The sequence below is a fragment of the Microcoleus sp. S1D4 genome (genome assembly GCF_036700765.1).
Classification (GTDB): domain Bacteria; phylum Cyanobacteriota; class Cyanobacteriia; order Cyanobacteriales; family Microcoleaceae; genus Microcoleus.
Map to the genome: position 1 here is coordinate 1 of NZ_JAUBPP010000042.1, position 26082 is coordinate 26082.

A 26082-nucleotide genomic window follows, 5' to 3' on the forward strand; every position below is an offset into this window, starting at 1 on the left:
AAATGGGGCTGGCTGGCATGATAGGAAAGCATCAGCACTACATTCTACTCCTCTATCATTACATATTTAGCACTACCAATTAACTTAATATTCGGCTCTGTAAAATACTTAAGTATACTGTATTAATAACTTAAAGCTATGGTCAAATAAGCAGCTCGTGCAAAAGTTGGCTTCACACCAGCTTTACAATAGAAGAGAATTTAAGTATTTGAAGGACAAAAAATGGCGACAAACATGGGACGATATTTGCAGGTACTGAAATTGTTCTGGGCTGCGGCGATCGCAGCGGAGCTCGAATACCGGATCAACTTTGTCCTGGCAGCCCTTAGCAGCCTCGGAAACCTGGCTGGCAGTTGGTTCGGACTGTTTTTGTTCTACCGTACTGGCTACAGTTTTTCGGGCTATTCATGGGAAGAAGCTTTGGTTGTACTCGGGATTTTTACGGTTTTGCAAGGGTTTTCGTCAACCTTTCTCGCCCCTAACCTCAACCGTATTGTCGATCGAGTGCAGCAAGGTACTCTCGATTTCGTACTCCTCAAACCCATCAATTCGCAATTTTGGCTGTCTGCAAACACAGTCTCCCCTTGGGGAGTTCCCGATTTAATCTTCGGCGCGCTATTATTGCTATATGCTACTAACAAATTGGAAGTAGCAATCGGCAACTATTTTTTAACAGCAATACCGCTGTTGTTCGGAGCTATTAGTCTTTACAGTATCTGGTTTATGTTAGGTGCAACTAGCATTTGGTTTGTCAAAATTTACAACGTTACCTCCGTGCTCAAAGGATTGTTAGAAGCGGGTAGATTTCCAATGGCAGCTTATCCCGCAGCTTATCGATTTTTCTTCACTTTTATAGTTCCGGTTGCTTTCTTGACGACTGTGCCGGCAGAAACCATGCTGGGCAGAGGTGAAATTGTTTGGATCGCAGGGGCGGGAATTTTGGCGATCGGGCTGTTATTGTTTTCGCGCTACTTCTGGCAATTTGCACTCCGCTTTTACACTAGCGCTTCGAGTTAGGTAAATAGGTAAGCTGCTGCGCGACCATAAATTTTCTGTTATGTTTGAGGTGGAGAGGGAGAGAAAATTCAACCTGGGAAAAGAGCCAATTAAAATATACAGCGAACATATACAGTTTAAATACAGTACAGCCGACGGAGAAAATATTTTTACCTCTATCTACTTATATTCTAAAAAAAACAGTAAAATTTCAAAATATGCTTGAAATCTCAACTCTCAATCAACCACGCAAACGAGGGCAAACGAATGAAAAGAAAAAAACTGGGAAACAGTAATTTTAACATCAGTGCGATCGGTCTGGGAGGTATGCCGTTGTCGTTAAGCGGCAGGCCGCCAGAATCGCAAGCAATTGCGGTAATTCACCGCGCCCTCGATTTGGGCGTCACCCTGATTGACACTGCTGATTCCTATTGCGAAGATCAATCCGACAAACACCACAACGAGCACCTGATTGCCAAAGCTTTGCAAGAGTACACCGGAGATATTCGGGCGGTTACTGTCGCCACGAAAGGCGGCTTGATGAGGCCTCAAGGTGCCTGGACGCGCAACGGGAATCCCCACCATTTACGTAAGACAATTCGCGAAAGTTTTGAAGCTTTGGGCGGCAATCACCCGATCGACCTTTGGCAGTATCACTCGCCCGATCCAGCCTATACAATCGAAGCAGCCCTAGCACCTGCAAAGGAAGCAGTAGAAGCAGGAATGATTCGATTTATCGGAGTTTCCAATTTTTCTGTAGAGCAGATCAAACGCGCCCGGGATGTAGTAGAAATTGTCTCGGTACAGAATCAGTACAATCCGTGGCACAGACAGCCGGAATCTGATGGCGTACTGGAATATTGCGAAGCCGAAAACTTGACATTTTTCCCCTGGAGTCCTTTGGGGGGAAGCCGCCGCGTCACCAGCTTGCAAGATATGCCCGCGATCGCCTCTTTAGCAGCCGAAAAAAATGTTTCAGTGTACTGTATAGTATTAGCTTGGTTGATGGCACAATCGCCCTGCGTTGTTCCGATTCCCGCTGCGACAAAATTATCGAGCATTGAGGACTCCGTCAAGGCGATCGAAGTTAAATTAACTGACGAAGAATTGCAACAAATTGCAGTAAGTTAAATAAGTAAGCTGTTGGGCATTTAAATTGCATATTCGGGGCGCTGCTAAAAGCCCACCCAGAATATTTGTTGATTTTTTTTAAATTATATTTAAATGTCGCAACAGCTTATAAATCCAGAGATTTAATTAGTAAAATTGCCACTTTTTGAGGAATTGCGTTTTATGGAATCTAATCAAGTGAATGCCGATCGAGACGTAGCAATTGAACATCAAAACGTACCTGTTGCCCATGAAGGACTGCACAACTTTTTATACAGTTCCGACTCAGAACACAGCGCAGCGGCCACTGTTTCTGAAGTAGAAAATGACGGCACGCAAGTAATGTCGATCGATACCTGGCGAAGCCTAGCAACTAACGCAAAAGTCGCCGGAGTTTACGCTGTCACGGACAGTGCGCGCAACACTCAGTATATCGGTTATTCGCGAAATATCCTGCTTTCAATCAACGGTCACATCGCGCAAAACGGAGCAGAAAATTGTGCTTTTGTGCGCGTCCAAACTTTCAAATTCCCCAAACGGGAAGAAATGGAAAGTTTGCGGGATGCTTGGATCGCAGAACTAGGCACTATTCCGCCGGGAAACGGCGCAGAGAGCGAAATGTGGGCGAGTACGGTAGGTCAAGCAGCGCGCGCTGCTATGTCTGCTGAGGAACAAACAGCTTATGAGGAAAAGAAGCTAAAATTACGCAAAGCAATGGCAGATTCTACTCTTACCAAAGAGTTAGAAACAGCAGCCAAAATTGACGGCGAACGACACGAACATCTGGAAGCTGCAGTTAACAATGATGATTGGAGTGCGGTGATTCAATCGCAAACCCAGGAAACAAAGTCCGGCGAATAACATTCGCTGCTATATCAACTTTTGTTTGTCGTAAAGCGGGGCGGGTTTTGTTCGGAGATTGCATACCGGATGCGAGGATTACGCGCTAAATCCGCCCCTACTAACTGATGACTAATGACTACTGACTAATGACTAACTTTGCGTTCAGTAACTAAAGTCAAACTGACCCATTCACCTTTGTCATTGTAACTGCGAATCATCCGAAATCGCAAGTCAGGTTCTACCAACCAACCGGCCTCAAAAAATATAGGTTTTCTGAATTCAACTTTCACCGGACAAGTGCAAGAACCGCCATCGGGAAGCAGCAAAACTTGCACTGGTGTTGCACCTTCGTTAAAATTGATCGCAGAACCGTCAATGCTGCCGCTCGAACTGATAACATTAGCATTGTTGCCAAAAGTGATTTTCTGCACGAGCCGATCGCCATTTTGCAAATCCAATTGTAAATTGGTAGAATAGGAATCAGGATGACGATAATCTGGATACATTGTCACGGCCTCGCCCTGCCATTCTCCCAGCAAAGCATCAACAGTTAAAGGCGGACGTTCGGGGATATTTTTATCGAGCTGCTTTTCGCGAATTAAGGTAAGTTTGGATAAATTGCCGTCAATATTGTAGAGTTGAACGAAGCGCAACCTGCGATAATTGTAGATAAAACCAAACTCTGCACCAGACTCAGAATAAGGCGCTAATTGAATAGTACCCTGACAAAAATTTCCATTCTCAAAAAACAGGATATCTCGTCCCAAACTTTGATATTCTCGAACAAGTTCGCTGACTTCCGGTTCGCCGACACGGCTAGAATTTGGCGAGAAGCGGCGCAGTTTTAACCGCACTGTTTTGTTGTCGTTGAGTCCTTCGAGAGAAATAATGCTGGGAGTATCTTGAAGTACCTCTCCTCGCGTTGATAACTGGGTGAAGGAACCGTGCCATTCTCCTAAGTTTTGCAGAAAGTTTTCCCACTGCGCTACCATATTCTTACCTTTGGATATATGTCTAAAAATAGAATTATAACTCTACTGACGGATTTTGGATTGAGCGATGTTTATGTGGGAGTGATGAAAGGTACGATCGCCCAAATTAACCCGCAACTCAAAGTCATTGACATTACGCATCAAATACCCTCTCAAAATATTGCAGCCGGGAGGTTTTGTTTGATGACTGCTTTTGCTTATTTTCCAGCGGAAACCGTACATATTGCTGTAGTCGATCCGGGTGTGGGAAGCAAGAGACTGGGGGTTGCGGTTAAATGTGCTAATTGTTTTCTTGTCGGGCCCGATAACGGATTGTTTAGCGGGGTGTTGAGTCGGGAAAGCGCGTTAGCGAAGCCCGCCCCTACGGGGGCTGCGCCAACGAAGAGGATCGCCGCTGTGGAGTTGACGAATTCGCAATACTGGCGTACACCCGAACCCAGCAGCACGTTTCACGGTCGCGATATTTTCGCAGCAGCGGGGGCTCATTTGGCGAACGGGGTGCCGCTGGAAGAGTTGGGGGATGCGATCGACCCTGCAAGTTTAGTACAGCTACAGATACCAAATTGCGCCGTTACAGCCACAGGTGCGGTAGGTTGCGTTCAATATGTCGATCGCTTCGGCAATTTAATTACTAATATCCCCAATAATTGCATTGTATCTAACAATTGGTCAGTGATAATTAGCAATACTTGCGATCCAATTCGCATCCCCAGCGGTAAAACTTACAGCGACAGCAAGCCAGGGGATTTAATTGCCATAACTGGTTCTGACGGTTGGCTAGAGATTGCCGTTAACGGCGGCAGCGCTCAATCAGTATTAGAATTAGACTGTAGGGCGATCGTACAATTGCTTTTTGAAACCAACAATTAAAATCATCTCTTGCAGTCCGCGTCTGCTGGAATTTTTTTGTGTAGAAGCGATTTCAAGAAACTGTTTTATATCTGAATAAGAATTTGACTATTTAGCCAAATTAACAACAATAATTATTAACTTCAAAAAGGAGCCTATTTTGAGGTAAAATCACTCCTGATGCTTCCTCATTTAACAATTGGTTGTATATTGTATCCGCTTCACCAAAAGATTCTTGAGGCAAAAATCTAAATATTGATGCAGCAACATATTGTTTTTCTTTTTCAAAGCTTATCCAGTTTCTTGATAATTGTTCTGCTGCATAACCCGTAGTATTAGAACCCGAAAAAATATCTACTACCAAGTCTCCCGCTTCAGTAAGAAAATTTATAAAAAATGACGGTAATTTTTGGGGAAAACGTGCCGGATGCGCCTTAACATTAAACTCTTTGCACCAACGCAAGTATTGAGAATTACTTTCCGAATTAGAAATTTCTAGCAAATTAGATGGAATAGCACCTCCGTTATCTTTGGCAAATCGATCGCTAATATTGTGACCGGAAGGACGTTCTTTGGGGGTGTAAAATTCATCAGCATTTTTTAAAAGTTTTTTCATTCTCTCAGAATACTCTACTTTGACTTTAGTAATATTCGCTTGAGGCTGATTAGTTTTGGAAAGCCACCAAACAGTATTCACTGAATCTTTAGCCCGGATTTTCTTTTTATTCACCCACTCTATAGGAGATGGAAGTTTGGAAGGATTAAACCAGAAAAATTCTTGAGCAAGTTTAAATTCATATTCGTCACATAACCTAATCAGGACGCGGTAATTGTACAGCGAGCGTACAGGTATTCCTTTTTGATAAGCACCTCCAAGGTCTATAACAAAACTTCCAGTATCCTTGAGAACTCTTTTAATTTCAGGAGCAAAGCTCAGCAGCCAATCAACATATAAATCTTGATCTTCATTTCCATAACTCTTTTTGCGTTGCAATGCAAAAGGAGGGGATGTCATCACCAAATCTACAGAATTGCTAGCAAGACTATTCAGGAGATGAAGAGAATCTCCCAAATAAGATTGACCGTATTTCGTGGTATAAACTGGGGCGGGCCAAATGTTACTCATGTGTAATTTAGATTAGTTTAAGGTACAACAGACACAGCCTGCTCTCATTATATTAGAATCCGTACTGTCAGTTTTAGTGGATCCGTACTTTCAGTGCGTTGTTTTGTGTAGAAATTCTTCGTACCATTCAAAAAGCGAACTTTCAGTTCGTTTTTACCAATTGTGAGGGGTATGAATTACAAAGAAGCCAGACAACAATTTGCGGCAAAGGTAAGTCAGTTACGCAGAGAAAAAAGGATGACACAGGAGGAGCTAGCAGAACTCATAGACAAGACTACTGACTATATCAGCTTATTGGAACGCGGCGAAAGATCGCCCTCCTTTGAAGTTATTTTCGCTCTCGCTGAAGCACTCGATGTACCCGCTACTTATTTAATCAGTTTTAGCCAAAGCGGCGAGAGTACAGATATTATTGGCACCCTAATAGCTGCACCAGTTTCTCCGTCAGTTGTGGAGCCTGTTGAAGAGGCTGTTACCACGGATGCAGAACGCATTTCAGATGCTAAACGGCTAGAAAATGCTATGAAAAGCATCCAAGAATTGCAAAATCTGGCTAGTGAATATGGTATTGCGGATATTTTTCAAGATAACGGGGGAAAGACTTTACAGTTATTAATCCTTTTAGGGCTGCGGATATCGCCTGGACGTGAAGGAAACGATGCTATTGATGCTGAAGGAAAAGAATAGGAACTTAAAACAATAAATATTGCTCTTAATAGAAGCGGTGGGGTCACTACTCACCATCATTTGAATGAAATTATACTTGAAAAATATCGTAAAGTTGGAGCTTGGTATATTGGATTATATGAAGGGATAACTCTCAAACAAATTTACAAACTCACACCTGAACTTCTAGAACCTAAATTTCAAGAATGGGAAGAAAAGTTGAGAGTCAGAAATGACGCACTTAATAATCCTAAAATCCCCTTAAAGTTAGTTAGACGGGGGCAACTTGTCTACTCAGATAGTCAACAATAGCCCTCCGCCAACAATTTTGATTTTGAGAATTAGCTTATGCTTGTATAGAGCCTATAAGTGTACGACACCTATCAGCAGTTACAATCAAGCTACCACGAAATTTACCAACTTTCCAGGAACTACAATCACCTTTTTAATCTCCTTACCTTCCAGGTGACGCTTCGCCAATTCCGACTCGCGGGCGTAATTTTCCAAAGCAGCTTTATCAGCACCAGAAGGCACTTGAATTGTGCCGCGAGTTTTCCCCATAACTTGAATTACTAGCGTAATTTCATCGGTAATTAAAGCAGATGGATCGACAGTCGGCCAAGTTTGCGTATGCACCGATTCGCTGTTACCAATCAAATGCCACAGTTCATCAGCAATGTGCGGCGAAAAAGGCGCTAACAGCAAAATTAAAGTATTAATTCCCTCTGCATAAACAGGCGAATTTTTACATTTATAATCAGCCAGCGCATTGTTCAATTTCATCATTTCCGAAACAGCAGTATTGAACTGATAATCGCCCTCCAAATCTTCGCTCACTTCCTTAATTGCAGTGTGAATTGCCCGCCGCAAATCCTTCTCAGCTTTGCTCAACACATCTTTCTCTCCCTCTTGAGCAGGGGAGGCTGGGGGCAGTGAAGCAAACTCTGTCACCAAGCGCCAAACGCGATTTAAAAAGCGGAATTGCCCTTCCACATCTGCGTCGTCCCACTCCAAATCCTTCTCTGGCGGCGCTTTGAATAAAATAAACATTCGCGCCGTATCTACCCCGTATTTCCCCATAACTTCCAAGGGGTCAACGCCGTTGTATTTTGATTTTGACATCTTCTCATAAAAGACTTCTAAAGCTTCGCCAGTTTGCGGATCTTTGGCATTTTCGGGGTCTACATCTGACGCAGCAACGTATTTGCCAGTCACAGGATTTTTGTAGGCTTTTGCTTGCACCATGCCTTGAGTTAACAAGCGTTTAAATGGTTCGTCGCAATCGATCAAACCCCGATCGCGCAAAACCTTCGTAAAGAACCGCGAATACAGCAAATGCAGGATTGCGTGTTCGATACCGCCGACATATTGGTCAACTGGCATCCAATCATTCGTCTTCGCACAATCAAAGACTTGCTCTTGATTTTGAGCATCGGGATAGCGCAAAAAATACCACGATGAATCCATAAAAGTATCCATCGTATCCGTTTCCCGATGCGCTGGAGTGCCGCAACTCGGACACGCAACGTTTACCCATTCTACCATTTTTGCCAAGGGCGAACCTTTGCCAGTAAATTCTACATTTTCCGGCAACAATACGGGTAAATCCGATTGCGGGACGGGGACTGTTCCGCAGTTGGGACAGTGAATTACTGGAATCGGAGCACCCCAATAACGCTGTCGAGAAATTAGCCAATCTCTCAAGCGATATTGCACTCGCGCTTTGCCACAACCAGAACTTTCGGCAGCTTCAATAATTGCGGATTTACCTTTAATTGAATCCATGCCGTTGAAGCTTTCAGAATTAATCATAATTCCTGGTTCGGTGTAAGCTTCGCTCAGCGGAGTTTCATCATCATCCACAATTACTATTTTAATTGGCAGTTGATATTCAGTGGCAAATTTAAAATCTCGCGTGTCGTGGGCTGGTACTCCCATCACTGCGCCGGTGCCGTATTCGTACAGTACGTAATCGGCAATCCAAATCGGGATTTCTTCGCCGCTGAAAGGGTTGATTGCTTTGCCGCCTGTGGGGATGCCGCGCTTTGGTTTGTCTTCGGCGGTGCGATCGATCTCGCTTTGCAGTGCAACTTCTTTGATGAAGGTGTCTGCAGCAGCTTTTTGGTCTTCGGTGGTCACGCGCGCGGTTAACGGATGTTCTGGCGCTAAAACAAGGTAACTAACGCCATAAACTGTATCGGGGCGAGTGGTGAAAACGGCGATTTTTTCATCCATTCCCACAATCGGAAATTCCAAGTAAGCGCCGACTGATTTACCAATCCAGTTGGCTTGCATTAATTTGACTCTTTCGGGCCAATCTGGCAATTTGTCTAAGTCGTTTAATAACTGTTCGGCGTAATCGGTAATTTTGAGGAACCACTGCCGCAATAATTTGCGCTCGACTTTCGCGCCGGAACGCCAAGAACGACCTTCGTTGTCTACTTGTTCGTTGGCTAAGACTGTTTGGTCGATGGGATCCCAATTAACTGCTGCTTCTTTTTGATAAGCTAATCCTGCTTCTAAAAATTGTAAGAACAGCCACTGAGTCCACCGATAATAATCGGGAGAACAGGTTGTAACTTCTTTTGTCCAATCAAAGGAAATGCCCAGCCGCTGAAATAAGCCTTTCATTTGGGCAATATTTTCATAAGTCCATTTTGCGGGGGGAATTCCGCGTTCGATGGCTGCATTTTCTGCCGGCAAACCAAAAGCGTCCCATCCCATCGGATTGAGTACGCGATAGCCTTGCATTCGCTTGAGTCTGGCAATTACATCGATGATTGTGTAGTTGCGGACGTGGCCCATGTGCAGGTTTCCCGACGGGTAGGGGAACATGGATAAGGCATAAAATTTAGGCTTTTCGGTATCTTCTGGCATTTGGTCTAAGTTTTGCTCAGCCCATATCTGCTGCCATTTTTCTTCTATGGATTGGGGATTGTATCTGGACTCCACAACAATTTCTCCCTGTAGGATTTAGTAATGTTTGCTTGAATATTTTGGCACATTCAAGGGGCTGCGATTAGGATTTTTTTGAGCTCCAAGCATTTTGGCTCCAATCTCTGTATTATATATTGTAGTATATGTAATTTGATCTGGGGGCGATCGACCAAATTTCCGATTCGCCGTTAAAAGAATAAGACTTACGCACGGGCGGTCAGAAACCGGGTTTTTACGATAATACTTTGTTACAGTCAGCAAAACCGCAAAAAACCCGGTTTCTTTGGTCTTGATGGGTAAGTCCTAAAAGAATAAATAACTGTAATCCGCAGCAACCCGATTTGTTTGAAAAACCGGGTTTCTATTCATTGTTTGGGCTTAGATGCTATCTGGGTCGATGTTCAATTCGCGCAGTTTGGTGGCTAAACGTTCGGCACGCTGCGAGGCTTCTTCGGCACGCTCTCGCTCTAGTAGTCGCTCTGCATTCATTTCGGAAGGGGAAAGAAACTTTTCTCCATCAGGTTTATAAATTTCTAACCCTGATTCTGGCAACTCAAACCGCACTCCCAGTCTCGGACTTATCCATCCTTCCATCGGTTCAATTGGTTCTAAGCTTCCTTCAATTCTTTGCCAACCTTCCAACTCATTGATTTCGGGGTCGTAAAGGTAATATTCCTCAACTCCATAGCGATTGTAAAATGAAAGTTTTTTGTGCATTTTTGTATTGCTGTCGTTGTGGGAGCGAATCTCAAAGACGACTTGGGGAGGGATATTATCTTCGCCAAATTGTAGGTAGGAACGGCGATCGCCCTTTGGTCTACCAAATATTACCATTGTATCTGGTGCTTGAGAAATGTCATTTCTTCTCTCAACCGGATACCAGAGTAAATCGGCTGCTACAAACACGTTGGGATCGTCTTGAAACAGCGACTCGCAACCTTCTTTGATGGTGACAATTAATTTATATTGAATTGTACTTTCTGCCATTGGTTGACCGTCGCTGGATGGATAAATGATTTCTTCGGTTGTGACTTGCATTGTGGTGTCTCCGAGAAGTATATATGCTTGATTATACTATTTTTCAAAGTAGGTATATCGGGTTAGAATGCCGCAGTGCTATTTGCCAAAGGAGAATATTTACAATAGCGAGCAGCGGCGTTTTAAAGCTGCTTGCAAAAGAGTGTTGTACAGTTTTTCCTTAACAGTATAAGCGCCGAATCTTTCCAAGTGGGGATTGTTCATTTGAGCGTCAAAAAGTAGATAAGATCGATCGCGCAATCTCTCCACCAACTTTACCATCGCCACCTTAGAACCCTCGGAAATTCGGTAAAACATCGATTCCCCAATAAACGCACCGCCGATCGACAATCCCAGAATACCACCCGCCAATTCGTCGCCGCACCAAGTCTCGAAGCTGTAAGCCCAACCGGCTTCATACAAACCCCAGTAAATCTGCTTGAGTTCCTTAGAAATCCAGGTAGTTTCGCGATCGGCACAACCCTCAACCACCGCCCCAAAATCGCGATTTACAGCCACTGAAAACCGATTTTGATTTATAGCGCGGCTCAGCGATCGCGGATAGGTAAATCTTTCATCTAGCGGTATCAGCGCCCGCTGACGGCTCGAATACCACCCCAAACTCTCCTCGCCGTCATTTGCCATCAAGAAGTAGCCTTGCGCGTATCCCTGTATAATTGACGGTATATCATATTGCATATATTTATCAGTTGTCATTTGTCCGCTAACTTTTCAAAGTCAACATTAGCAATTAGGAATAATTATGTCTGAAACCATCGAACCTATTACCTTACCGCCCGCCCAAAACCCCGAGCAAGAAGGTCAATGGCTCCAACAAACGCTGCTCGCATGGCTAGACTCCGAGTTTATCCCAGAAGCTGCCAACCAGCAAATAGCTAAAAGAGCTGCCCAAATCTATGTCCGCCAGCGTATGGAAGGCGAAAACGACGTGGGCAGCCTCGTAATTGCGATCGTCACCGAAATGCAGGCCTATGATTTTTCTAAAAGCTTTTACGGCGAATTTGCGATCGCCAATGCCGTCAGCGACTTGTTACTCGAAAGTCTCGGCATCGATAAATGCTGTGGCCAGTGAAGGAAGAAGGTTCGGCAACGGATTTTGTAACGGATGTAACGGATGTCAGTCAGAAAGAAGAAGGAAAAAGGAAGAAGGAACAAGGAAGAAGGAAGAAGGAAGAAGGAAGAAAGTCTGAAACAAAAATTAACCCTAAAATATAATCTTGCCGATTATTCATAAGTTTTTCTTCATTCCTTCTTATTTCTTCCCTCTCTCGCGACGATAACTAAACCCTTCTTTCTTCTATCCATTAAATCCGTTACGAAATACGAAATCCGTTGCCGAACTTCCTTCTTTCTGCTACCAGCTAGACTTCACAACACCGGGCAAAAGACCTTCGTGAGCCATTTCTCGCATCACGTTGCGAGACAGTCCGAAGTCGCGATAGTAACCTCTGGGCCGTCCTGTTGCCCAGCAACGGTTCCGCAAGCGAGTCCGCGAACTGCTGCGGGGTAGCTGTTGAAGTTCCCGGTGAATCGCCATTTTGTCCATCTGATTCGCAGCTTGGTCGAACTGGTCTTTCAGGTCAGCGCGCTTGTCAGCGTACTTGTCTACGAGTGCTTGGCGCTTTCTTTCGCGCTCGATCATGCTCTTTTTAGCCATAACTCAGTTTATATCCTTAGATAAATCACGATCAACTATTTTACTATATTTTGGTCATTTCGGATCGCTTTTATTTAAATTACTTTTTTTGTTGACAATATTTTTAACCACAGGCATCTTACTTGTTCCTGAAAATAGTGCAACATCTAACTATTAGCAGAAGGGCACACATCTGCAAGTTCGCAAATATTGCAAATCGGCTTTCTTGCATTACAAACCGCCCGACCGTGATAAACTAACCGAATCGACCAATTTTCCCAATCCGGCTGCGGCAACAATAACATCAAATCCCGCTCGATCCGAATTGGATCGGTATGTTCCGTCAATCCCAATCGTTGACTCAAACGCTTGACGTGGGTGTCTACTGTCACGCCCATATGAATACCAAAAGCGTGAGCGAGAACGACATTAGCTGTTTTGCGGGCAACTCCGGGCAATTCTAGCAGCAGTTCCATTTGCTGCGGTACTTGATTGTTGAATTTGTTGACGATCGCCCAACAAGCAGCTTTAATATTTTTAGACTTATTTCGGTAAAAACCAGTCGATCGCACCAGACGCTCCAATTCATCTAAATCAGCATTTCCCAAAGCCTCCGCATCGGGGAAACGCTCAAACAAGGCGGGCGTTACCAGGTTTACTCGCTCATCCGTACACTGAGCCGAGAGAATCGTCGCCACCAACAACTGCACCGGAGTTTCGTAGTTGAGAGTGCAAGGAGCTTCTGGATACAGGCGTTTGAGGCGAATCAAAATTTCGAGCGATCGTTGTTTTAAACTTAACTTTTTAGTCATTTGTTATTTGTTATTTGTTAGTTGTTATTCGTTATTCGTTAGTTGTTGTTTGTTAGTTGTTATTTGTTATTCATATCAAAAACGGTTTGTAGTGCGGACACTAGGACGAACTACAAATCTTACTGATTGCGGTTAATCGATCGAAGTTAATATTAGTCATTTACAACTGATTGAGGTCGATTCCCATGTCTCGGAGTCTCGCTTCTAAAGCTTGCGAGCGCGATCGTTCTTGTTCCAGCATAGTTTCTGCCTGTTCGGCCCTTTGCCGTTCTTGTTCGGCCCTTTGCCGTTCTTGTTCGGCCCTTGATTCTGCTTGCTCTCGAAGTTGAGCGAGTTCCACAAAACTCACAAACGGTGTGCCATCAGGCCTGAATATTTGTAGTTCAGTTTCTGATAGCTGAAACCGCACTCCCATTCTGGGACTTACCCAGCCGTTCACTTCTTCGATTGGTTCTAATCGTTCCTCTCGACGCTCCCATATAGTTAAATCCAGATTTGCTGGATCGTACAAATAATATTCTTCTACGCCGTATTGTTCATAAAATCTCAATTTTTGCAGCATCGGACTCAGGCGATTTCCCGGCGACCAAATTTCAAAGGCGACTTGCGGCACAATGTGATCTTCGTTCCACTGCTGGTAGGAGCCTCGATAACCTTTCGGTCTTCCGAAGGCTACCATCACATCTGGCGCTTGAGAAATTTTGTTATTTCCTTCTACTGGATACCACAGTAAGTTTCCCGCTACAAAAACATCAACCACGCTCGCAAATAACAGTTCTAAATTTTCTTTAATCCACACGATTAATCTAAACTGTTCGGTATTGTCAGACCTTGGTTCGCCGTTATCATCTGGGTAGATAATCTGAGATTTTTCGGGAGATTGCAGTTGTTTAATCATTGCTGTTTTCCCCTAATTTACTGGTTATTTTATATTATTCAACAGTCATCAGCGTTGTAATGACTAATGACTGCTGACTAATGATTGATGACTGACGACCAATGACTACTGCTGTCGAAGATTTCGCATCAAATCGATGCCTGCCAAATTAGCAGTATCGCGAACAATCAAGAAAATTCCCAAACCTAGCAACAGCATCAAACCAGTCTGCATCACATTTTCCTGAATGCGGTTTGGCAAAGGCTTGCCCCGCAGTCCTTCTATTAACAAAAAAGCTAGCTGACCGCCATCCAAAGCAGGTAAAGGCAAGATATTAATCACAGCCAAATTGATGCTAATTAACACGGCAAACTGAAACAAATTCGCTGCATCCGATCGCGCAATCCCTGCACCGGCCGCCACAATTGCCACGGGCCCGGACAACTGTTTTGCGGTTTGACCGAAATTGGTAACTAACTGCCCAAAACCTTCCACAGTCAGCACTACAATCCGCTCAAATTCAGTAGCCGCCATGCTAAAGGCATCTAAAATTCCCGCCCGATCCCGCACCACAGTTCCGTTAGAAGTTAGCTGTACGCCAATGCGGCCTTTACCGTCGGGGGACTTTTCGGGAGTGACTGTCACCAGAAATTTTTGTTCTGCACGCTGAATTTCTAACGCTAGGGGTTGGTTGGGATGATCTTGGATTGCTGAGACTAGAGATTTGATTGCTTCGCGGGAAGCGCCCAATTCCTTGCCGTCAACGGACAGAACAATGTCGCCCGATCGAATTCCCGCTTGGAAGGCGGCCGAACTTACTTCTGCTGCGACTTCCGGGACTTTAACTCCCGGTAGGTAGTTCATGGATGCTGCGCCGACAGTGGTCAATTGCACCACCAGCAGGAAGTAAGCAAAAATCAAGTTGGCAATCACCCCGGCGCTAATCACGATCGCCCGATCGAGTACGGGGCGATTTCGCAGCAAATTCGGGTCATTGGGGGGGATATTGCTTTCTGGATCGTCATCCGGGAAACCGACAAAACCTCCCAGGGGAAAGGCGCGGAGGGCGTATTCAGTTTCCGGGCCTTGGTACTTCCAGAGGATGGGGCCGAAACCGATAGAGAAGCGGTTGACGTGAATGTGTTGAAGTCTCGCCGCCAAGAAGTGGCCGAGTTCGTGAACGACAATCAAGATACCTAAAACTGCGATCGCTGCCAAAACTGACATGAAGGATTCCACTAACACTTTTACTTTACTTTGATTTATTTTAATATCTTTTTAATAGAGGTGGCGGACGATCGGCAATTTTCAGTCAAACTAGAAGATGGTATGTTTTTTTCGGAAGTCCCGGCCGGTAAGCGATCGGGCTGATGTAACTTTTCGCCTTTCTGAAGAAAGAAGGAAAAAAAATAATTCAACCGATGCCCTGTTTGGCCGATGCCCTGTTTGGCCGATGCCCTGTTTGGCCGATGCCCTGTTTGGCCAATTTCCTATTACAAATTACCCATTACCAATTCCCCATTACCAATTCCCAATTATGAAAGACACTTCTTTGAATATTATCGCTATTTCGATCTTCGCCATCACCGTTTCCATAATATTGGGCCCTTTATTCAACTTGCCAGAAGCCGTACCTGCGATCGCCACTTTTTGCCTATTAGGGCTAGCCACCCTCGACACTTTCCAGTGGCAAGGTCAAGGCGGTACAATTTTAGTAGATTTGCTTGGGGGAAGTTCCAAACAAAAGCGCGATCGCATCCTCCACCACGAAGCCGGGCACTTCCTAGTCGCCCACCTGTTAGGAATTCCCGTAAGCAGCTACGCCCTCAGCGCTCTTGAAGCATTCAAACAAGGTCAAACAGCCCAAGGCGGAGTCCGATTTGAAGACGAACAACTAGCATCTCAACTCCAAAGCGGCACTCTTTCATCCCAAATTTTAGACCAATATTGTACAGTGTGGATGGCCGGAATAGTAGCCGAAAAAATAGTTTATGGCAGCGCACAAGGCGGCGTAGAAGACCGCACAAAAATCCGCGCCATCCTCACACAACTGCGCCGTCCCAATTCCGAAATTCAACTCAAACAAAACTTAGCTTCCCTGCGAGCAAAAAACCTACTCGAAAACCATAAATCTGCTTACGAAGCCCTAGTTAAAACAATGGAAAAAAAAGCAACAGTTGCTGAATGTTGCGACACGATTCAACAAAATTTGTAGCACAAAAATTGCGCCCCCTTGCCTGACCGAACCCAGTTTTTTTGTAGGTCGATCGCTAAAACTCTGATTCAGCCTACAAACCGGGTTGAGGATTTAATACCACATCCGAGTTTGCCATCCCCTCGATCTTCTGACTCTTCTCTTTCCTCTTCTATTCGCGTTCTGTGCGTCTTCGCGGTTCCATTATCAAGGGAGTATGTTACCCCAATGTGGTAGTAAGAGCATACATATTATCGGATTAACAACTCATGTAAAAACCAAAACATTTCGCAACAAAACGGCAAACAGCGAACAAAAAATCACAAAAAATGCTGTAGCTGTTCCGTTCCGGCATCTGCCTCCAATAGTGCGGTGTGGGTGTCAGCGAACTGGGCACAACATCGCCAATACAAATAAACGCTATTTGCAACATAGCAAAAATGCTTTACTTGCTCGATGCAAAAGATATTGACGAATCAGCGATTATACTTGGGAAGCATTTGTCGATCAACTACCAATTACGCATTATTCAGAATCATCCCGATCGCCCAAAAAAACTTAGTATTGCGGCATAGCGTGAGTTATACTCCTACTGCAAAGACTGCGACTGCCCAAAAATCCCGAAACAAAAGTTTATGAGCAACACTTCCCCGCCTGAAGCAGCAGCCAACAACCCTGAAACAAAAAAACTCAGTTTCTCAACAAAATTAGCATACGGTGCCGGCGACCTAGGGCCCGCAATTACGGCGAATGTTCTGGTATTTTTCCTGCTGTTTTTCTTTACTAACGTAGCAGGTTTGGCTGCGGGTACTGCTAGCAATATTTTGTTAATCGGCAAGGTTTGGGATGCCATAAATGACCCGATTGTGGGGGTTTTGAGCGATCGCACATCTCATCGCTGGGGCCGCCGCTATCCTTGGATAGTTTACGGCGCAATTCCTTTCGGCATCTTCTTCTTTTTGCAGTGGATTGTTCCCAGCAAAGATCCTACGATACTGTTTTGGTACTATGTGGCGATCGGCATTTTATTTAACACCGCCTACACCGCCGTTAACCTGCCTTACACCGCCCTCACTCCAGAATTAACCCAAGACTACAACGAACGCACTAGCCTTAACAGTTTTCGGTTTTCTTTCTCCATCGGCGGCAGCATTTTGTCACTAATTATAGCGCAAATTATCTTTGCAATAGTTAAAGATGACATCCAAAAATACTTAGTATTAGGCGCACTTTGTGCAGTGATTTCAGTGTTGCCTTTGTACTGGTGCTTTTTGGGAACTCGAAAACACGTTTTATCTCAATTGCAAGAACATCCAGTAGAGGACAGTTCAACTTCCTTGCCGCTGAAAGAACAGTTGCGGATTGCATTTAACAATCGTCCTTTTTTATACGTAATTGGAATTTATCTCTGTTCTTGGCTGGGCGTGCAATTAACTGCTTCTATTTTGCCCTATTTTGTCATCAACTGGATGAAACTGCCGGCTGCAACTTTTACCCAAACTGCGATCGCCGTTCAAGGCACCGCACTCGCCATGTTATTTGTTTGGAGTAAAGTCAGCGAGCGATACGGCAAAAAAGCTGTTTATTTTATGGGCATGAGTTTGTGGATTATCGCACAAGCCGGACTGTTTTTCCTGCAACCGGGACAAGTAGTCCAGATGTATTTGTTAGCAGTGATGGCCGGGGTTGGAGTTTCCACTGCTTATCTCATACCTTGGTCGATGATACCGGATGTGATTGAACTCGACGAACTCCAAACAGGAGAAAGACGTGAAGGCGTGTTCTATTCGTTTATGGTGTTGCTGCAAAAAATTGGTTTGGCATTGGGCTTGTGGTTTGTAGGACAAGCATTAGAACAAGCTGGATTTCTGGCCACAGTTCAGGGACAAGCCCCTCCCATACAGCCGGATTCTGCGCTGTTTGCGATTCGAGTTGCGATCGGTCCCCTGCCCACAATTGCTTTAATTTGCGGCATGATTCTCACATATTTTTATCCGATTACCCGCGAAGTTCATGCAGCAATTTTGTTGCAGCTTAGAGAAAAAAAAGTACAGGATCGCTAAGCACAGATTCAGCTAAGTGCAATGAGTAAACTCAAAAAGTAACAACTACCAACAGCTAATCTGGGCGATATCTATAGCAATCTTCCCATCAATTGCGAACTCTTTCTTTGCTCTGACTAATTGGAGTTTTCTACTCGTTACCAGGCTCTGCCTCCCTAATCGTGTGCCGAGGCAGATACTCTAAATATGGGTTCTTTTCGCAGAGCCTGGGAAGCAGTTATAAGTTGTAGGGTGCGTCGCTCGTTTAATCTGGCGCTCCAGGGCGAGAGTTGTTCAGGGCGACGCACCCTACGTTGACTTAAGGGCTCTCCTGGGTTTATGGTGTATATGGTATCAAGCACAACTGTTCGCGATTCTGTGATGCCCGGGCGAGTAAGGATATGCGGTTTGTTTATCACCACAAAATCAGGAGAGCCGACTTAAGTAAACGGTATTGCCCTATAACCTAATTTTTCCAAGCAAAAACATCACATTCTCGATCGCGCTTTGCCCCGATACAAACACCCACAAGTTTGAGCTTTTCGAGATGTCGATCGACTTTGAACTTGCCAGTTATTAATTTTTATGTATGTACGGCACTATTGAGAGTAGTATGTGATATAATTATGCCGACAAATAAGTCGAGCGATTTAAGCAGTCATCCAGCTCGTCAAAAAGTTTATTATTAAAATAAAAGACAGATTTTTTTCGGAAATTGATTCGATTAGTTACAGTTCCAAAAATCTGCTGAAGGCTGCTAATTATATCTATCTGCAAAATAGCCAATTTTTTAGTCGGTCAATTAGCGTCTAATTTAACAGGTGCTACAGTTGATGCCTGACAGAAAAGTGGCAAAATACAGGAGAAGGCAATAGCAGCGCGATCGGCTGCTGAGGTGTGAGGGCAAATTGTAAAATTTTGGTAAAGTTATCGCGCTAGAGGCGATCTCAGCGACATCCTAAAAAGTGGGTACAGCCGCCCAGAAACCCAGAAGATAAGCACAACACAGCAGACAACAATACAGTCGGATACAACTCTCAAGCAATTAGTAAAAAAACTTTTGCAGCAGGCAAAACATAGGAATTTAGTTATTTTTGTATATGATGTGAAAGTAGTGAGAATTATTAGCAGGAACTAGAACCGACCAACCAATAATCTCCTGTGATATCCTGAAGTCAATGGTGAAAGTATCAACCAGAAGGGTCGCACAACAAAGCTGATTTTACCAAAAAAATATGAAAGAGGTCAACATGGAAAAAGAACAGGACGCTCATCTCGTACCCATTAGCAACCAGAGCAGACAGGTGCAGCAATTTTCCGTTGACGAGGGAGAAGAGTTAGGCGCGCAGCCTCAAAAAGGATTGAATCTCAACCCGTTGTTTAGGACTCTCGGGCGCAAAGCCCTAGTCATCCTTGGGATTGTCTCTCTAGCAGGCGGTGGAATTTATTTTCAAATCAAGCAAAGCAAGAAAACATATCAAGGCGATTTTAGTCTGCTTGTGGAACCCGTGACAACGGAGGCAAGAATTGCTGACCCCGCTGCTCTAGCCAATCGCAGCGAGGGTGGCGGAGTGCCCAGTCGAGATTTTTTTAGTTTGGACTACGCAACTCAACTGCAAATTCTCCAGAGTCCTCAGATGCTATCGGCTATTGTGAAACAAGTCCAAAAAAAAGATCCAAAAATGACCGAGGAACTTCTGAAAAAAGGATTAGTTGTTTTGCGCGTCGGAGAGAATGAGCTGACGCAAACTAAAATTTTGGAAGTTCGTTTCCTGGGCCAGGAACCTGAATTAATTAAGTTTGTTTTACAACAAGTTAAAAAGAAATATTTAAAGTACAGCCTTGACGAACGCAAGAGTCGCATTGGTGAAGGTGTTAATTTTATTGAAAACCAGCTTCCGGGACTTAGCAAGCGCGTAAATGACCTGAAGTCGGATTTACAGGTGATACAGCAGCAGCAAAAAATTACAGATCCTAAAGAACAAGGCGCGCAATTGATCGAGCAAGTTCGCACCGTAGAAACTTTAGAGTTAGAAACTCAAAGGCTGCTGCAGGAACAGAAAACGCTGTACGCTAACTTGCAAAAGCAATTAGATTTTACACCAAATGAAGCTATTGCCGCTTCAGCTTTAAGCGAAGAACCTCAATATAAAGAGTTGCTGACCAAGGTTAAGGAAGTAGAAGGTCAGATTGCTGTAGAAACAGCTCGTTTTAAATCTGCTAACCCGATAGTGGAAGCTTTAGAGCGCAAGCGGGCAAATTTAGTAGCTTTACTCAACCAGCAAACTGAGCGAATTTTGGGGCAAAATTTAGTAGGCCCTGAAGCCAATGCTAAAGTTCAGAATTTTCAAAATTCGATTCGCATAGGCTTGATCAAACAATTGGTTGATACTGCTAACCAAGTTCAAGTTTTAGAAGCTCGCAGTCAGGCGATCACCCAAACAAAAAATGATTTAAGCCGACAAGCAAGAGAATTTCCCAGTATAGCTCGTCGCTACAACGAACTGCAACAGCAATTAGACATAGCAGCGCGCACCCGCGATCAACTTTTAACTCAGCGAGAAACTCTGCGCGTCCAAGCAGCTCAAAGCCAAGTACCTTGGGAAGTCATTTCTGAACCCCGGATACCGCAAGATCCTAAGACTGGCAAATATATTCCCGTACCCTCGAAAAATGCCAACAAATTTTTTATGGCAATTATTGGGGGGCTAGTGTTGGGTGTGGCCGTGGCTATCCTGATTGAAAAGTTCCGCAATATTTTCTACTCTGCTGATGATGTTAAAGATGCGTTTGATGCGCCTTTATTGGGAGTGGTTCCTCGGGATAAAAATGCTAAAAAATTTCCGCCTTCTATTGCTAATTCCTATACTTATCTTGAAAAGAAAGAGGGGGATAAAAAAGTTGCTTCGGAATTTATAGAAGCTTTTGACTCTCTTTATACTAATATTCGCTTTCTTTCTTCAAATCGAACTATTGGATCTTTGGCAGTTGGTTCGGCTACAGTTGGTGAAGGCAAATCTACCGTTGCTTTAAACTTAGCTCACGTTGCAGCGCTGGCGGGCCAGCGAGTGCTGTTAGTAGATGCCGATTTGCATTCGCCCAGCTTGCACTTCCTCTTGGAACTGCCTAATCTAAAGGGATTGAGCAACTTGCTCGACGACAGTAAAAACCAACCAAATGAAATTATCCAGCGATCGCATCTAGAAGATAATCTTTTTGTATTAACTGCAGGTCTTCCTATTCCTGGTGTTGCTAGACGGCTTGCTTCATCGGGGATGCAGTATTTAATGGATGAACTTCACGCAACATTTGACTTAGTTATCTACGATACGCCACCGCTGGTTGACAGTAAAGATGCGAATTATTTAGCGGCGCGCACAGATGGAATGCTAATGGTTGTAGCACTTCGCAAGACCAAGTTTTCTGTAGTCAAAAAAGTTTTCAGTCAATTAGAAAATTTTGGCATACCCTGCTTGGGTACAGTTTCCAATAATCCCACCAAAGGTAAGAAGTATCAAGCATCTAAATCATTAGCTCTGGAAGATAAAAATGAATATTTAAATTTTATACCAGTAGAGTCTGGCATCCGCAAACTAGCTCCGAAAAAAGAGTGATATCATCTCGGAAAAGGACGACAATCATCAGATTTGTTTGAGTGTTTGGAGTTTAGTCTTGAAATTGATGATATCATCTCCGGTCGATTGACCGATATCACATTAGTCCGCACTACGAACCAACCGTTTTTGTTATTAATCTACCGGACATGATATGAGGACTAAACTCCGAAAAAGTGAACGTTTACAGATTTTCAGACTCTGGTTAAATTTTCCAGATTAATTTGTGGAGTAAATCTCAAAGCTTAAATCGACTGGTGGCGGACTAATTTTCATCGGGGTCAATAGGAAATGTTACGGTAAAATTAGTCCAGCCATTGCTGCTTTCTACGTCAATTTTGCCCTGCAACTGTTCGACCAGTTTTTGCACCAAAGCTAAACCCAAGCCTGTACCTCCTTGTTTCCAGGGGTCAGCGTTGGGAACTCGATAAAATTTATCAAAAATTCGGGGCAGTTCTTGTATAGAAATGGACGATTGATTGCTGAGTTTAAATTGGATGAAGGAACTCAAATCAGTTGCTGGGATAGAATTTTTTCCGCTTCCGACCTCTTCCCAGTATCCATTTTTGCACTCAACTCTGAGAGAGATTTCGCCGTCATTGGCGGTATATTTGCAGGCATTGTTGAGGATTTCTGCTAAAATTCGTCCCAAACTAGCGCGGTTGGAACTGATGGTGGGGAGGTGAGAATCGCACTCAAATCGCAAATGCTGGTGGCGGTTCTGGGTGCGGGTGTAAAATGGCTCGATAATCGCAGGTAGCCAGACTTCTAAGTTTACTGGTTCGAGATCGATCGGGCAAGCTGCTGCTTCGAGGCGCTGCAAATCGAGCAAAGCATTAATCAAATCGGTTTCTCTAGTACATTCGGTTTCTAAAATTTCTAAATAAATCTGCCGTCGGTCTGGTGTGGGAGAAACTTTCAGCATATGAATAGCCATTTTCATATTAGCTAAAGGCGTGCGTAGTTCGTGAGAAACTGTGCTGAGAAATTCATCTTTGAGAACGTTTAAATGCTGGAGCTCCTGCACTTTTTGCTGCAATTGGGCGGTGCGTTCTTGGACTTGGCGTTCGAGGTCGGTGTTGAGATTTTGTACTTGCTGGTAGAGTTGGGCTTGCTGAATGGCGATCGCAATTTGAGTTGCCAGTTGCAGCAGCAAATCCACTTCCGAAGGTTGCCACTGCCGCGATTTAGAACACTGATGGACGCACATCACGCCCCACAAATTGCTGTCTTGCAAAATTGGTACAATCAAATAAGCTTTGATTTGCGCTTGCTGTAAGCGTGCAGATGTTTCGGCATTCAAATTAGCTTGCTCGATGTCGGGGACGGCGTATATTTCCTGTTCGATCGCGAATGCAGATTCATGCCACATTGTATCTGGCATGATTTCTCCCAAGATCGAAGACCACTTGGAGGCAACGGATTCTGCCACGACAATGCCCAAATCCTTCGACTCCAAACGCACTATGGCTACTCTGTCGGCGTGCAGAACTTGCCGGACTTCATCGACGCTGGCGTTAAGAATTTCTTCGAGGTTTAAGGATTGGTGAATCCGCAAGGAAATTTGAGTTAGCAGCCGATCGCGCTGCACCTGTTCGTGGAGTTTGGCAGTCCGTTCGCGCACCTGCTGTTCCAATTTGGCATTGCGGCTTTGCAGCAGTTCCAATTTTTCTGCTTGCAGTTGATAAACCGACTGCTGCAACTGTTTGACAACTCGGTACATTTCTGTCGGATCGAGGACTCGGAGCAAGTTAGTTTGGGTAATAATTCCCAATAGTTCTCCGCGCCCTCCGCACACCACCAACCGCTGCACTTGTTGCTGCTGCATTTGTTTGTGCGCCGTCCACAGGGAATCGGAAGGTTGCAGAAATTGCAGGGGAGTTCTCATGACTTCTTGAGCTAGGGTTTGCTCGAAATTTACTTCGAGAAACAGTGCCTGCACGATGTCGTATTCGGTAATAATTCCCAGAGGTTGCTGAAAGGAATAGTGAAAAATGGAGGTATAGTCATCTTTGGGTTTCTCCATTGTCAATTCTTTGTTTTTTGTAATGACTACACAACTGACTTGATGCTCTGACATCAGTTCGGCTATGCTCAGCAGCGACGCGGTGTGGGGCGCTGTAATTGGCGTAGTCATCAATTCTGCTACCCGCCGCAATTTCAGAATGTTTGAAGGCTGCAATACTTGGCGAATTCTTTCCCTAGTGAGCACTCCTACCAAGTGGCGAAATTGATTGACGATCGGCAAATAGCGAATTTTGTGCTGGCGAAATAAGGATAAAGCGCCGAACACGTCTTGATCCTCGGATGCTGTGAGGACAACCGACACCGGAGACATGATGTCGGAAATTGGTATTTTCTGCGAGGCTCCTTTTTTCTGAGTGTCTATTTTGCCAGAAGCGATGGGCCTCACTAAGTCGGCGGGAGTTAATATCCCCAGTAACAGCCCGCGGCTGGGGTTGTTGGATAAGTTGTCTGTGGTAATAGTCTGCTGGTCTTGCACCACGAGCACGCAGCAGGCCCGCACCTGTTCCGGCGGGGAGACTTCGGTCATCGCCCCCGGTTCTGAGGGTAAAGGTGTTTTGGTTAGGGGACAACTATTTTCCAACTGACTCATCAGGGCGATCGCCGCTGCTAAGGAAGTATCTGGTACGGCGGTTAGCGGGTAGCGGTCGATCGCCTGTTCTAATGCTGAGGAGTAAAAGGGTGGGTGGTAAAAGGACATAATTGATGGGGCAGGTTGTCAGAGGGCGGCTAATACCATTTTCGATTGTGGATGGGAAATGATTGATTGTATAAGGGTTTGGAGCGCAGGCTACCGAGTTGCATTTTGGGGGAAACTGGTATAAATATCCGCAAAGCGTTAGGGAATGACAGAAACACCAGAAACACCAGAAACACCTAGCCTGTGCTTGGGATTTTAATAATAGACTTTCTAATTGATTATTTCCATTAATCCGAGTTTTCGATCGATAGTGCGATCGGTTTACAATTTCAAATGGGGGCGGTTTTTACTGCCTGCTTTTAACCGGAGACTCACTTATAATCAAAATAACCAGAATGTAAAGTTTTACTACAAGATTTACCGATAATGACAACTTTAAGCTTAGAGCAAATTGCAGCCAAGTTAGAAAGCGAAAATTCTGCCGATCGCATGGTAGCTTTGGCTAACTTGCGGAACGTCCCTGCAGCAGAGGCTGTACCTTTGATTAAAAAGGTGTTGAACGATCGAAGTTTGCAAGTGCGATCGATGGCTGTGTTTGCTCTCGGAGTCAAACCGACTCCTGAGTGCTATCCCATTCTAGTCAAATTACTAGAAACTGAACCTGATTACGGCATTCGGGCTGATGCTGCGGGTGCTTTGGGCTATCTGGAAGATATCCGAGCTTTTGAGGCTTTGGTGCGCGCTTTTTATGAAGATACTGAATGGCTGGTGCGCTTTAGTGCTGCTGTTTCTCTGGGAAATCTCAAAGATCCCCGAGCTCGCGACGTGCTGCTGAAAGCTCTCGAATGCGAGCAAGTAGTGATTCAGCAGGCGGCGATTTCGGCTTTGGGGGAAATTAAGGACATTGGCGCGATCGATCGCATCCTCGATTTTACTCAATCGGAAGATTGGCTGATCCGGCAGAGGCTGGCTGAAGCTTTGGGGAATTTGCCCAGTGTTAAAAGTGTCTCTGCTTTGAAATACTTAGAAAAAGACAGCAATTCTCAAGTATCTCAAGCGGCAACAATTTCTCTCGATCGTTTGTCGAAAGCAGAAGGATAACAGATACCGATACTTTTGTTGTAAGTGTTTCATTTGGGCGCTTTTAAGGCGGCGATGAAACACCGATCGCCTAATTTATTCAGCCCTCTGCTAGGTCAAACCGATTTCTCAGTTCTTGAGGCGACAAAACGGAAATCGACGACCCTGCGAATCCATTCACATCCCGAGTAACGATCGCCTCTAACTCTAACTCGATCGCACACGCTATCTACACCGCATCTTCAAAATCAGGCAATCCCAGCCCGATCGCTTGCTCCAGAATCTCTCGATCCACCGCACAAATTTCCATTAATGCCAACAGTCGAGTTACAGCAGCTATCGCAGCTTCAGAACTCTTGGTTTGTCGTCCCACCAAATAATGCACATCCGTAACCGTTGTCGCCGACATAAACCCTTCAATTCGCCCCGATTCAACTGCATTCAGTAAAAAAGCAGCATCCGCTACAAAAGGTTCGCGGGCCAGCATTGCATCCAGTAAAACATTGGTATCAAATAAAACTTTCATCAGAGATAAGCTGCTACGCAGCTAAACCGGATAAAATAGCATTGCCTTTATTTTTGATTTTTCGATCCCATTTAATAAC

General features: G+C 44.5%; 21 protein-coding genes and 1 pseudogene. 11 read left to right on the forward strand and 11 right to left on the reverse strand.

The genetic code is table 11. The features are described 5' to 3' along the window. The first annotated feature begins 222 nt into the window (after nt 1-222). The 3 genes from QT998_RS26300 to QT998_RS26310 all read left to right on the forward strand — a co-directional run bounded on the left by QT998_RS26300 (nt 223) and on the right by QT998_RS26310 (nt 2967). Nucleotides 223-1017 carry an ABC transporter permease gene (locus QT998_RS26300; protein WP_442921510.1) on the forward strand — a complete coding sequence of 265 codons (795 nt, stop codon included), beginning with the start codon at nt 223-225 and terminating at the stop codon, nt 1015-1017. A gap of 246 nt (nt 1018-1263) precedes the next feature. Beyond that, a complete protein-coding gene (locus QT998_RS26305; RefSeq protein WP_333087148.1) occupies nt 1264-2127 on the forward strand; it encodes an aldo/keto reductase in 864 nt (287 codons plus the stop codon). Nucleotides 2128-2289: 162 nt separating this feature from the next. Then, nucleotides 2290-2967 carry a GIY-YIG nuclease family protein gene (locus QT998_RS26310; RefSeq protein WP_333087150.1) on the forward strand — a complete coding sequence of 226 codons (678 nt, stop codon included), beginning with the start codon at nt 2290-2292 and terminating at the stop codon, nt 2965-2967. 125 nt (nt 2968-3092) lie between these two features. On the opposite strand, the gene QT998_RS26315 is transcribed toward QT998_RS26310, so the two are convergent. Next, the gene (locus QT998_RS26315; RefSeq protein WP_333118732.1) at nt 3093-3941 is read right to left on the reverse strand and encodes a DUF3598 family protein; all 849 of its coding nucleotides are present in this window, start codon (nt 3939-3941) and stop codon (nt 3093-3095) included. An 18-nt stretch (nt 3942-3959) separates the two neighbouring features. Between QT998_RS26315 and QT998_RS26320 the strand changes: the two genes are divergently transcribed. Beyond that, a complete protein-coding gene (locus QT998_RS26320; protein WP_333118730.1) occupies nt 3960-4811 on the forward strand; it encodes an SAM hydrolase/SAM-dependent halogenase family protein in 852 nt (283 codons plus the stop codon). A 100-nt stretch (nt 4812-4911) separates the two neighbouring features. Here QT998_RS26320 and QT998_RS26325 read toward each other — a convergent pair whose 3' ends face one another. After that, nucleotides 4912-5805: a DNA-methyltransferase gene (locus tag QT998_RS26325; RefSeq protein WP_333218196.1), complete on the reverse strand. Its 894-nt coding sequence runs from the start codon at nt 5803-5805 to the stop codon at nt 4912-4914. A gap of 282 nt (nt 5806-6087) precedes the next feature. On the opposite strand from QT998_RS26325, the pseudogene QT998_RS26330 reads away from it, so the two are divergent. Further along, nucleotides 6088-6894: pseudogene (locus QT998_RS26330) on the forward strand (helix-turn-helix domain-containing protein). 84 nt (nt 6895-6978) lie between these two features. Here QT998_RS26330 and leuS read toward each other — a convergent pair. The 3 genes from leuS to aat form a co-directional block, all read right to left on the reverse strand. Then, on the reverse strand, nt 6979-9534 hold the full coding sequence (leuS, locus tag QT998_RS26335) for a leucine--tRNA ligase (protein WP_333118726.1): 2556 nt from the start codon (nt 9532-9534) through the stop codon (nt 6979-6981). 363 nt (nt 9535-9897) lie between these two features. Next, nucleotides 9898-10557, reverse strand: a complete 660-nt coding sequence (locus QT998_RS26340; RefSeq protein WP_333087157.1) for a Uma2 family endonuclease — start codon at nt 10555-10557, stop codon at nt 9898-9900. A gap of 99 nt (nt 10558-10656) precedes the next feature. Beyond that, nucleotides 10657-11253, reverse strand: coding sequence for a leucyl/phenylalanyl-tRNA--protein transferase (gene aat, locus QT998_RS26345; RefSeq protein ID WP_442921509.1), 597 nt, complete (start codon nt 11251-11253; stop codon nt 10657-10659). Nucleotides 11254-11299: 46 nt separating this feature from the next. On the opposite strand from aat, the gene QT998_RS26350 reads away from it, so the two are divergent. Continuing rightward, nucleotides 11300-11629, forward strand: coding sequence for a hypothetical protein (locus QT998_RS26350; protein ID WP_194008669.1), 330 nt, complete (start codon nt 11300-11302; stop codon nt 11627-11629). Then, nucleotides 11614-11772, forward strand: a complete 159-nt coding sequence (locus QT998_RS26355) for a hypothetical protein (protein WP_333118724.1) — start codon at nt 11614-11616, stop codon at nt 11770-11772. Before QT998_RS26350 ends, QT998_RS26355 begins: the two co-directional genes overlap by 16 nt. A gap of 139 nt (nt 11773-11911) precedes the next feature. Here the strand turns inward: QT998_RS26355 and rpsN are convergent, their stop codons facing one another. From rpsN to rseP, 4 genes are all read right to left on the reverse strand, one after another. Next, nucleotides 11912-12214, reverse strand: a complete 303-nt coding sequence (gene rpsN / locus QT998_RS26360) for a 30S ribosomal protein S14 (protein WP_333087158.1) — start codon at nt 12212-12214, stop codon at nt 11912-11914. A 146-nt stretch (nt 12215-12360) separates the two neighbouring features. Continuing rightward, nucleotides 12361-13005 carry an endonuclease III gene (gene nth, locus QT998_RS26365; RefSeq protein WP_333118723.1) on the reverse strand — a complete coding sequence of 215 codons (645 nt, stop codon included), beginning with the start codon at nt 13003-13005 and terminating at the stop codon, nt 12361-12363. A gap of 160 nt (nt 13006-13165) precedes the next feature. Beyond that, complete coding sequence (locus QT998_RS26370) at nt 13166-13903, reverse strand: Uma2 family endonuclease (RefSeq protein WP_333118721.1); 738 nt, start codon at nt 13901-13903, stop codon at nt 13166-13168. A 105-nt stretch (nt 13904-14008) separates the two neighbouring features. Next, nucleotides 14009-15109: an RIP metalloprotease RseP gene (gene rseP / locus QT998_RS26375; protein ID WP_333087162.1), complete on the reverse strand. Its 1101-nt coding sequence runs from the start codon at nt 15107-15109 to the stop codon at nt 14009-14011. Nucleotides 15110-15419: 310 nt separating this feature from the next. Here rseP and QT998_RS26380 point away from each other — a divergent pair, with 310 nt between their 5' ends. From QT998_RS26380 to QT998_RS26390, 3 genes are all read left to right on the forward strand, one after another. After that, the gene (locus QT998_RS26380; protein ID WP_333087163.1) at nt 15420-16097 is read left to right on the forward strand and encodes an ATP-dependent Zn protease; all 678 of its coding nucleotides are present in this window, start codon (nt 15420-15422) and stop codon (nt 16095-16097) included. A gap of 614 nt (nt 16098-16711) precedes the next feature. Continuing rightward, a complete protein-coding gene (locus tag QT998_RS26385) occupies nt 16712-18139 on the forward strand; it encodes an MFS transporter (RefSeq protein WP_333118718.1) in 1428 nt (475 codons plus the stop codon). A gap of 1214 nt (nt 18140-19353) precedes the next feature. After that, complete coding sequence (locus QT998_RS26390; protein ID WP_333087165.1) at nt 19354-21732, forward strand: GumC family protein; 2379 nt, start codon at nt 19354-19356, stop codon at nt 21730-21732. 265 nt (nt 21733-21997) lie between these two features. On the opposite strand, the gene QT998_RS26395 is transcribed toward QT998_RS26390, so the two are convergent. Next, nucleotides 21998-24457, reverse strand: a complete 2460-nt coding sequence (locus tag QT998_RS26395; RefSeq protein ID WP_333118716.1) for a CBS domain-containing protein — start codon at nt 24455-24457, stop codon at nt 21998-22000. Between the two features lie 366 nt (nt 24458-24823). Between QT998_RS26395 and QT998_RS26400 the strand changes: the two genes are divergently transcribed. Continuing rightward, nucleotides 24824-25498: a HEAT repeat domain-containing protein gene (locus QT998_RS26400; protein WP_194008661.1), complete on the forward strand. Its 675-nt coding sequence runs from the start codon at nt 24824-24826 to the stop codon at nt 25496-25498. Nucleotides 25499-25706: 208 nt separating this feature from the next. Here QT998_RS26400 and QT998_RS26405 read toward each other — a convergent pair whose 3' ends face one another. Next, entirely contained in the window at nt 25707-26003 is a 297-nt protein-coding gene (locus QT998_RS26405) for a PIN domain-containing protein (protein WP_333087168.1), read from the reverse strand. Nucleotides 26004-26082 lie beyond the last annotated feature (79 nt).

Excerpts from the sequence above, each read along its gene's own strand:
- QT998_RS26300 (WP_442921510.1), top strand. The coding sequence starts at position 223 with ATGGCGACAAACATGGGACGATATTTGCAGGTACTGAAATTGTTCTGG.
- QT998_RS26305 (WP_333087148.1), top strand. The coding sequence starts at position 1,264 with ATGAAAAGAAAAAAACTGGGAAACAGTAATTTTAACATCAGTGCGATC.
- QT998_RS26310 (WP_333087150.1), top strand. The coding sequence starts at position 2,290 with ATGGAATCTAATCAAGTGAATGCCGATCGAGACGTAGCAATTGAACAT.
- QT998_RS26315 (WP_333118732.1), bottom strand. The coding sequence starts at position 3,941 with ATGGTAGCGCAGTGGGAAAACTTTCTGCAAAACTTAGGAGAATGGCAC.
- QT998_RS26320 (WP_333118730.1), top strand. The coding sequence starts at position 3,960 with ATGTCTAAAAATAGAATTATAACTCTACTGACGGATTTTGGATTGAGC.
- QT998_RS26325 (WP_333218196.1), bottom strand. The coding sequence starts at position 5,805 with ATGACATCCCCTCCTTTTGCATTGCAACGCAAAAAGAGTTATGGAAAT.
- QT998_RS26340 (WP_333087157.1), bottom strand. The coding sequence starts at position 10,557 with ATGCAAGTCACAACCGAAGAAATCATTTATCCATCCAGCGACGGTCAA.
- aat (WP_442921509.1), bottom strand. The coding sequence starts at position 11,253 with ATGACAACTGATAAATATATGCAATATGATATACCGTCAATTATACAG.
- QT998_RS26350 (WP_194008669.1), top strand. The coding sequence starts at position 11,300 with ATGTCTGAAACCATCGAACCTATTACCTTACCGCCCGCCCAAAACCCC.
- QT998_RS26355 (WP_333118724.1), top strand. The coding sequence starts at position 11,614 with ATGCTGTGGCCAGTGAAGGAAGAAGGTTCGGCAACGGATTTTGTAACG.
- rpsN (WP_333087158.1), bottom strand. The coding sequence starts at position 12,214 with ATGGCTAAAAAGAGCATGATCGAGCGCGAAAGAAAGCGCCAAGCACTC.
- nth (WP_333118723.1), bottom strand. The coding sequence starts at position 13,005 with ATGACTAAAAAGTTAAGTTTAAAACAACGATCGCTCGAAATTTTGATT.
- QT998_RS26370 (WP_333118721.1), bottom strand. The coding sequence starts at position 13,903 with ATGATTAAACAACTGCAATCTCCCGAAAAATCTCAGATTATCTACCCA.
- rseP (WP_333087162.1), bottom strand. The coding sequence starts at position 15,109 with ATGTCAGTTTTGGCAGCGATCGCAGTTTTAGGTATCTTGATTGTCGTT.
- QT998_RS26380 (WP_333087163.1), top strand. The coding sequence starts at position 15,420 with ATGAAAGACACTTCTTTGAATATTATCGCTATTTCGATCTTCGCCATC.
- QT998_RS26385 (WP_333118718.1), top strand. The coding sequence starts at position 16,712 with ATGAGCAACACTTCCCCGCCTGAAGCAGCAGCCAACAACCCTGAAACA.
- QT998_RS26390 (WP_333087165.1), top strand. The coding sequence starts at position 19,354 with ATGAAAGAGGTCAACATGGAAAAAGAACAGGACGCTCATCTCGTACCC.
- QT998_RS26395 (WP_333118716.1), bottom strand. The coding sequence starts at position 24,457 with ATGTCCTTTTACCACCCACCCTTTTACTCCTCAGCATTAGAACAGGCG.
- QT998_RS26400 (WP_194008661.1), top strand. The coding sequence starts at position 24,824 with ATGACAACTTTAAGCTTAGAGCAAATTGCAGCCAAGTTAGAAAGCGAA.
- QT998_RS26405 (WP_333087168.1), bottom strand. The coding sequence starts at position 26,003 with ATGAAAGTTTTATTTGATACCAATGTTTTACTGGATGCAATGCTGGCC.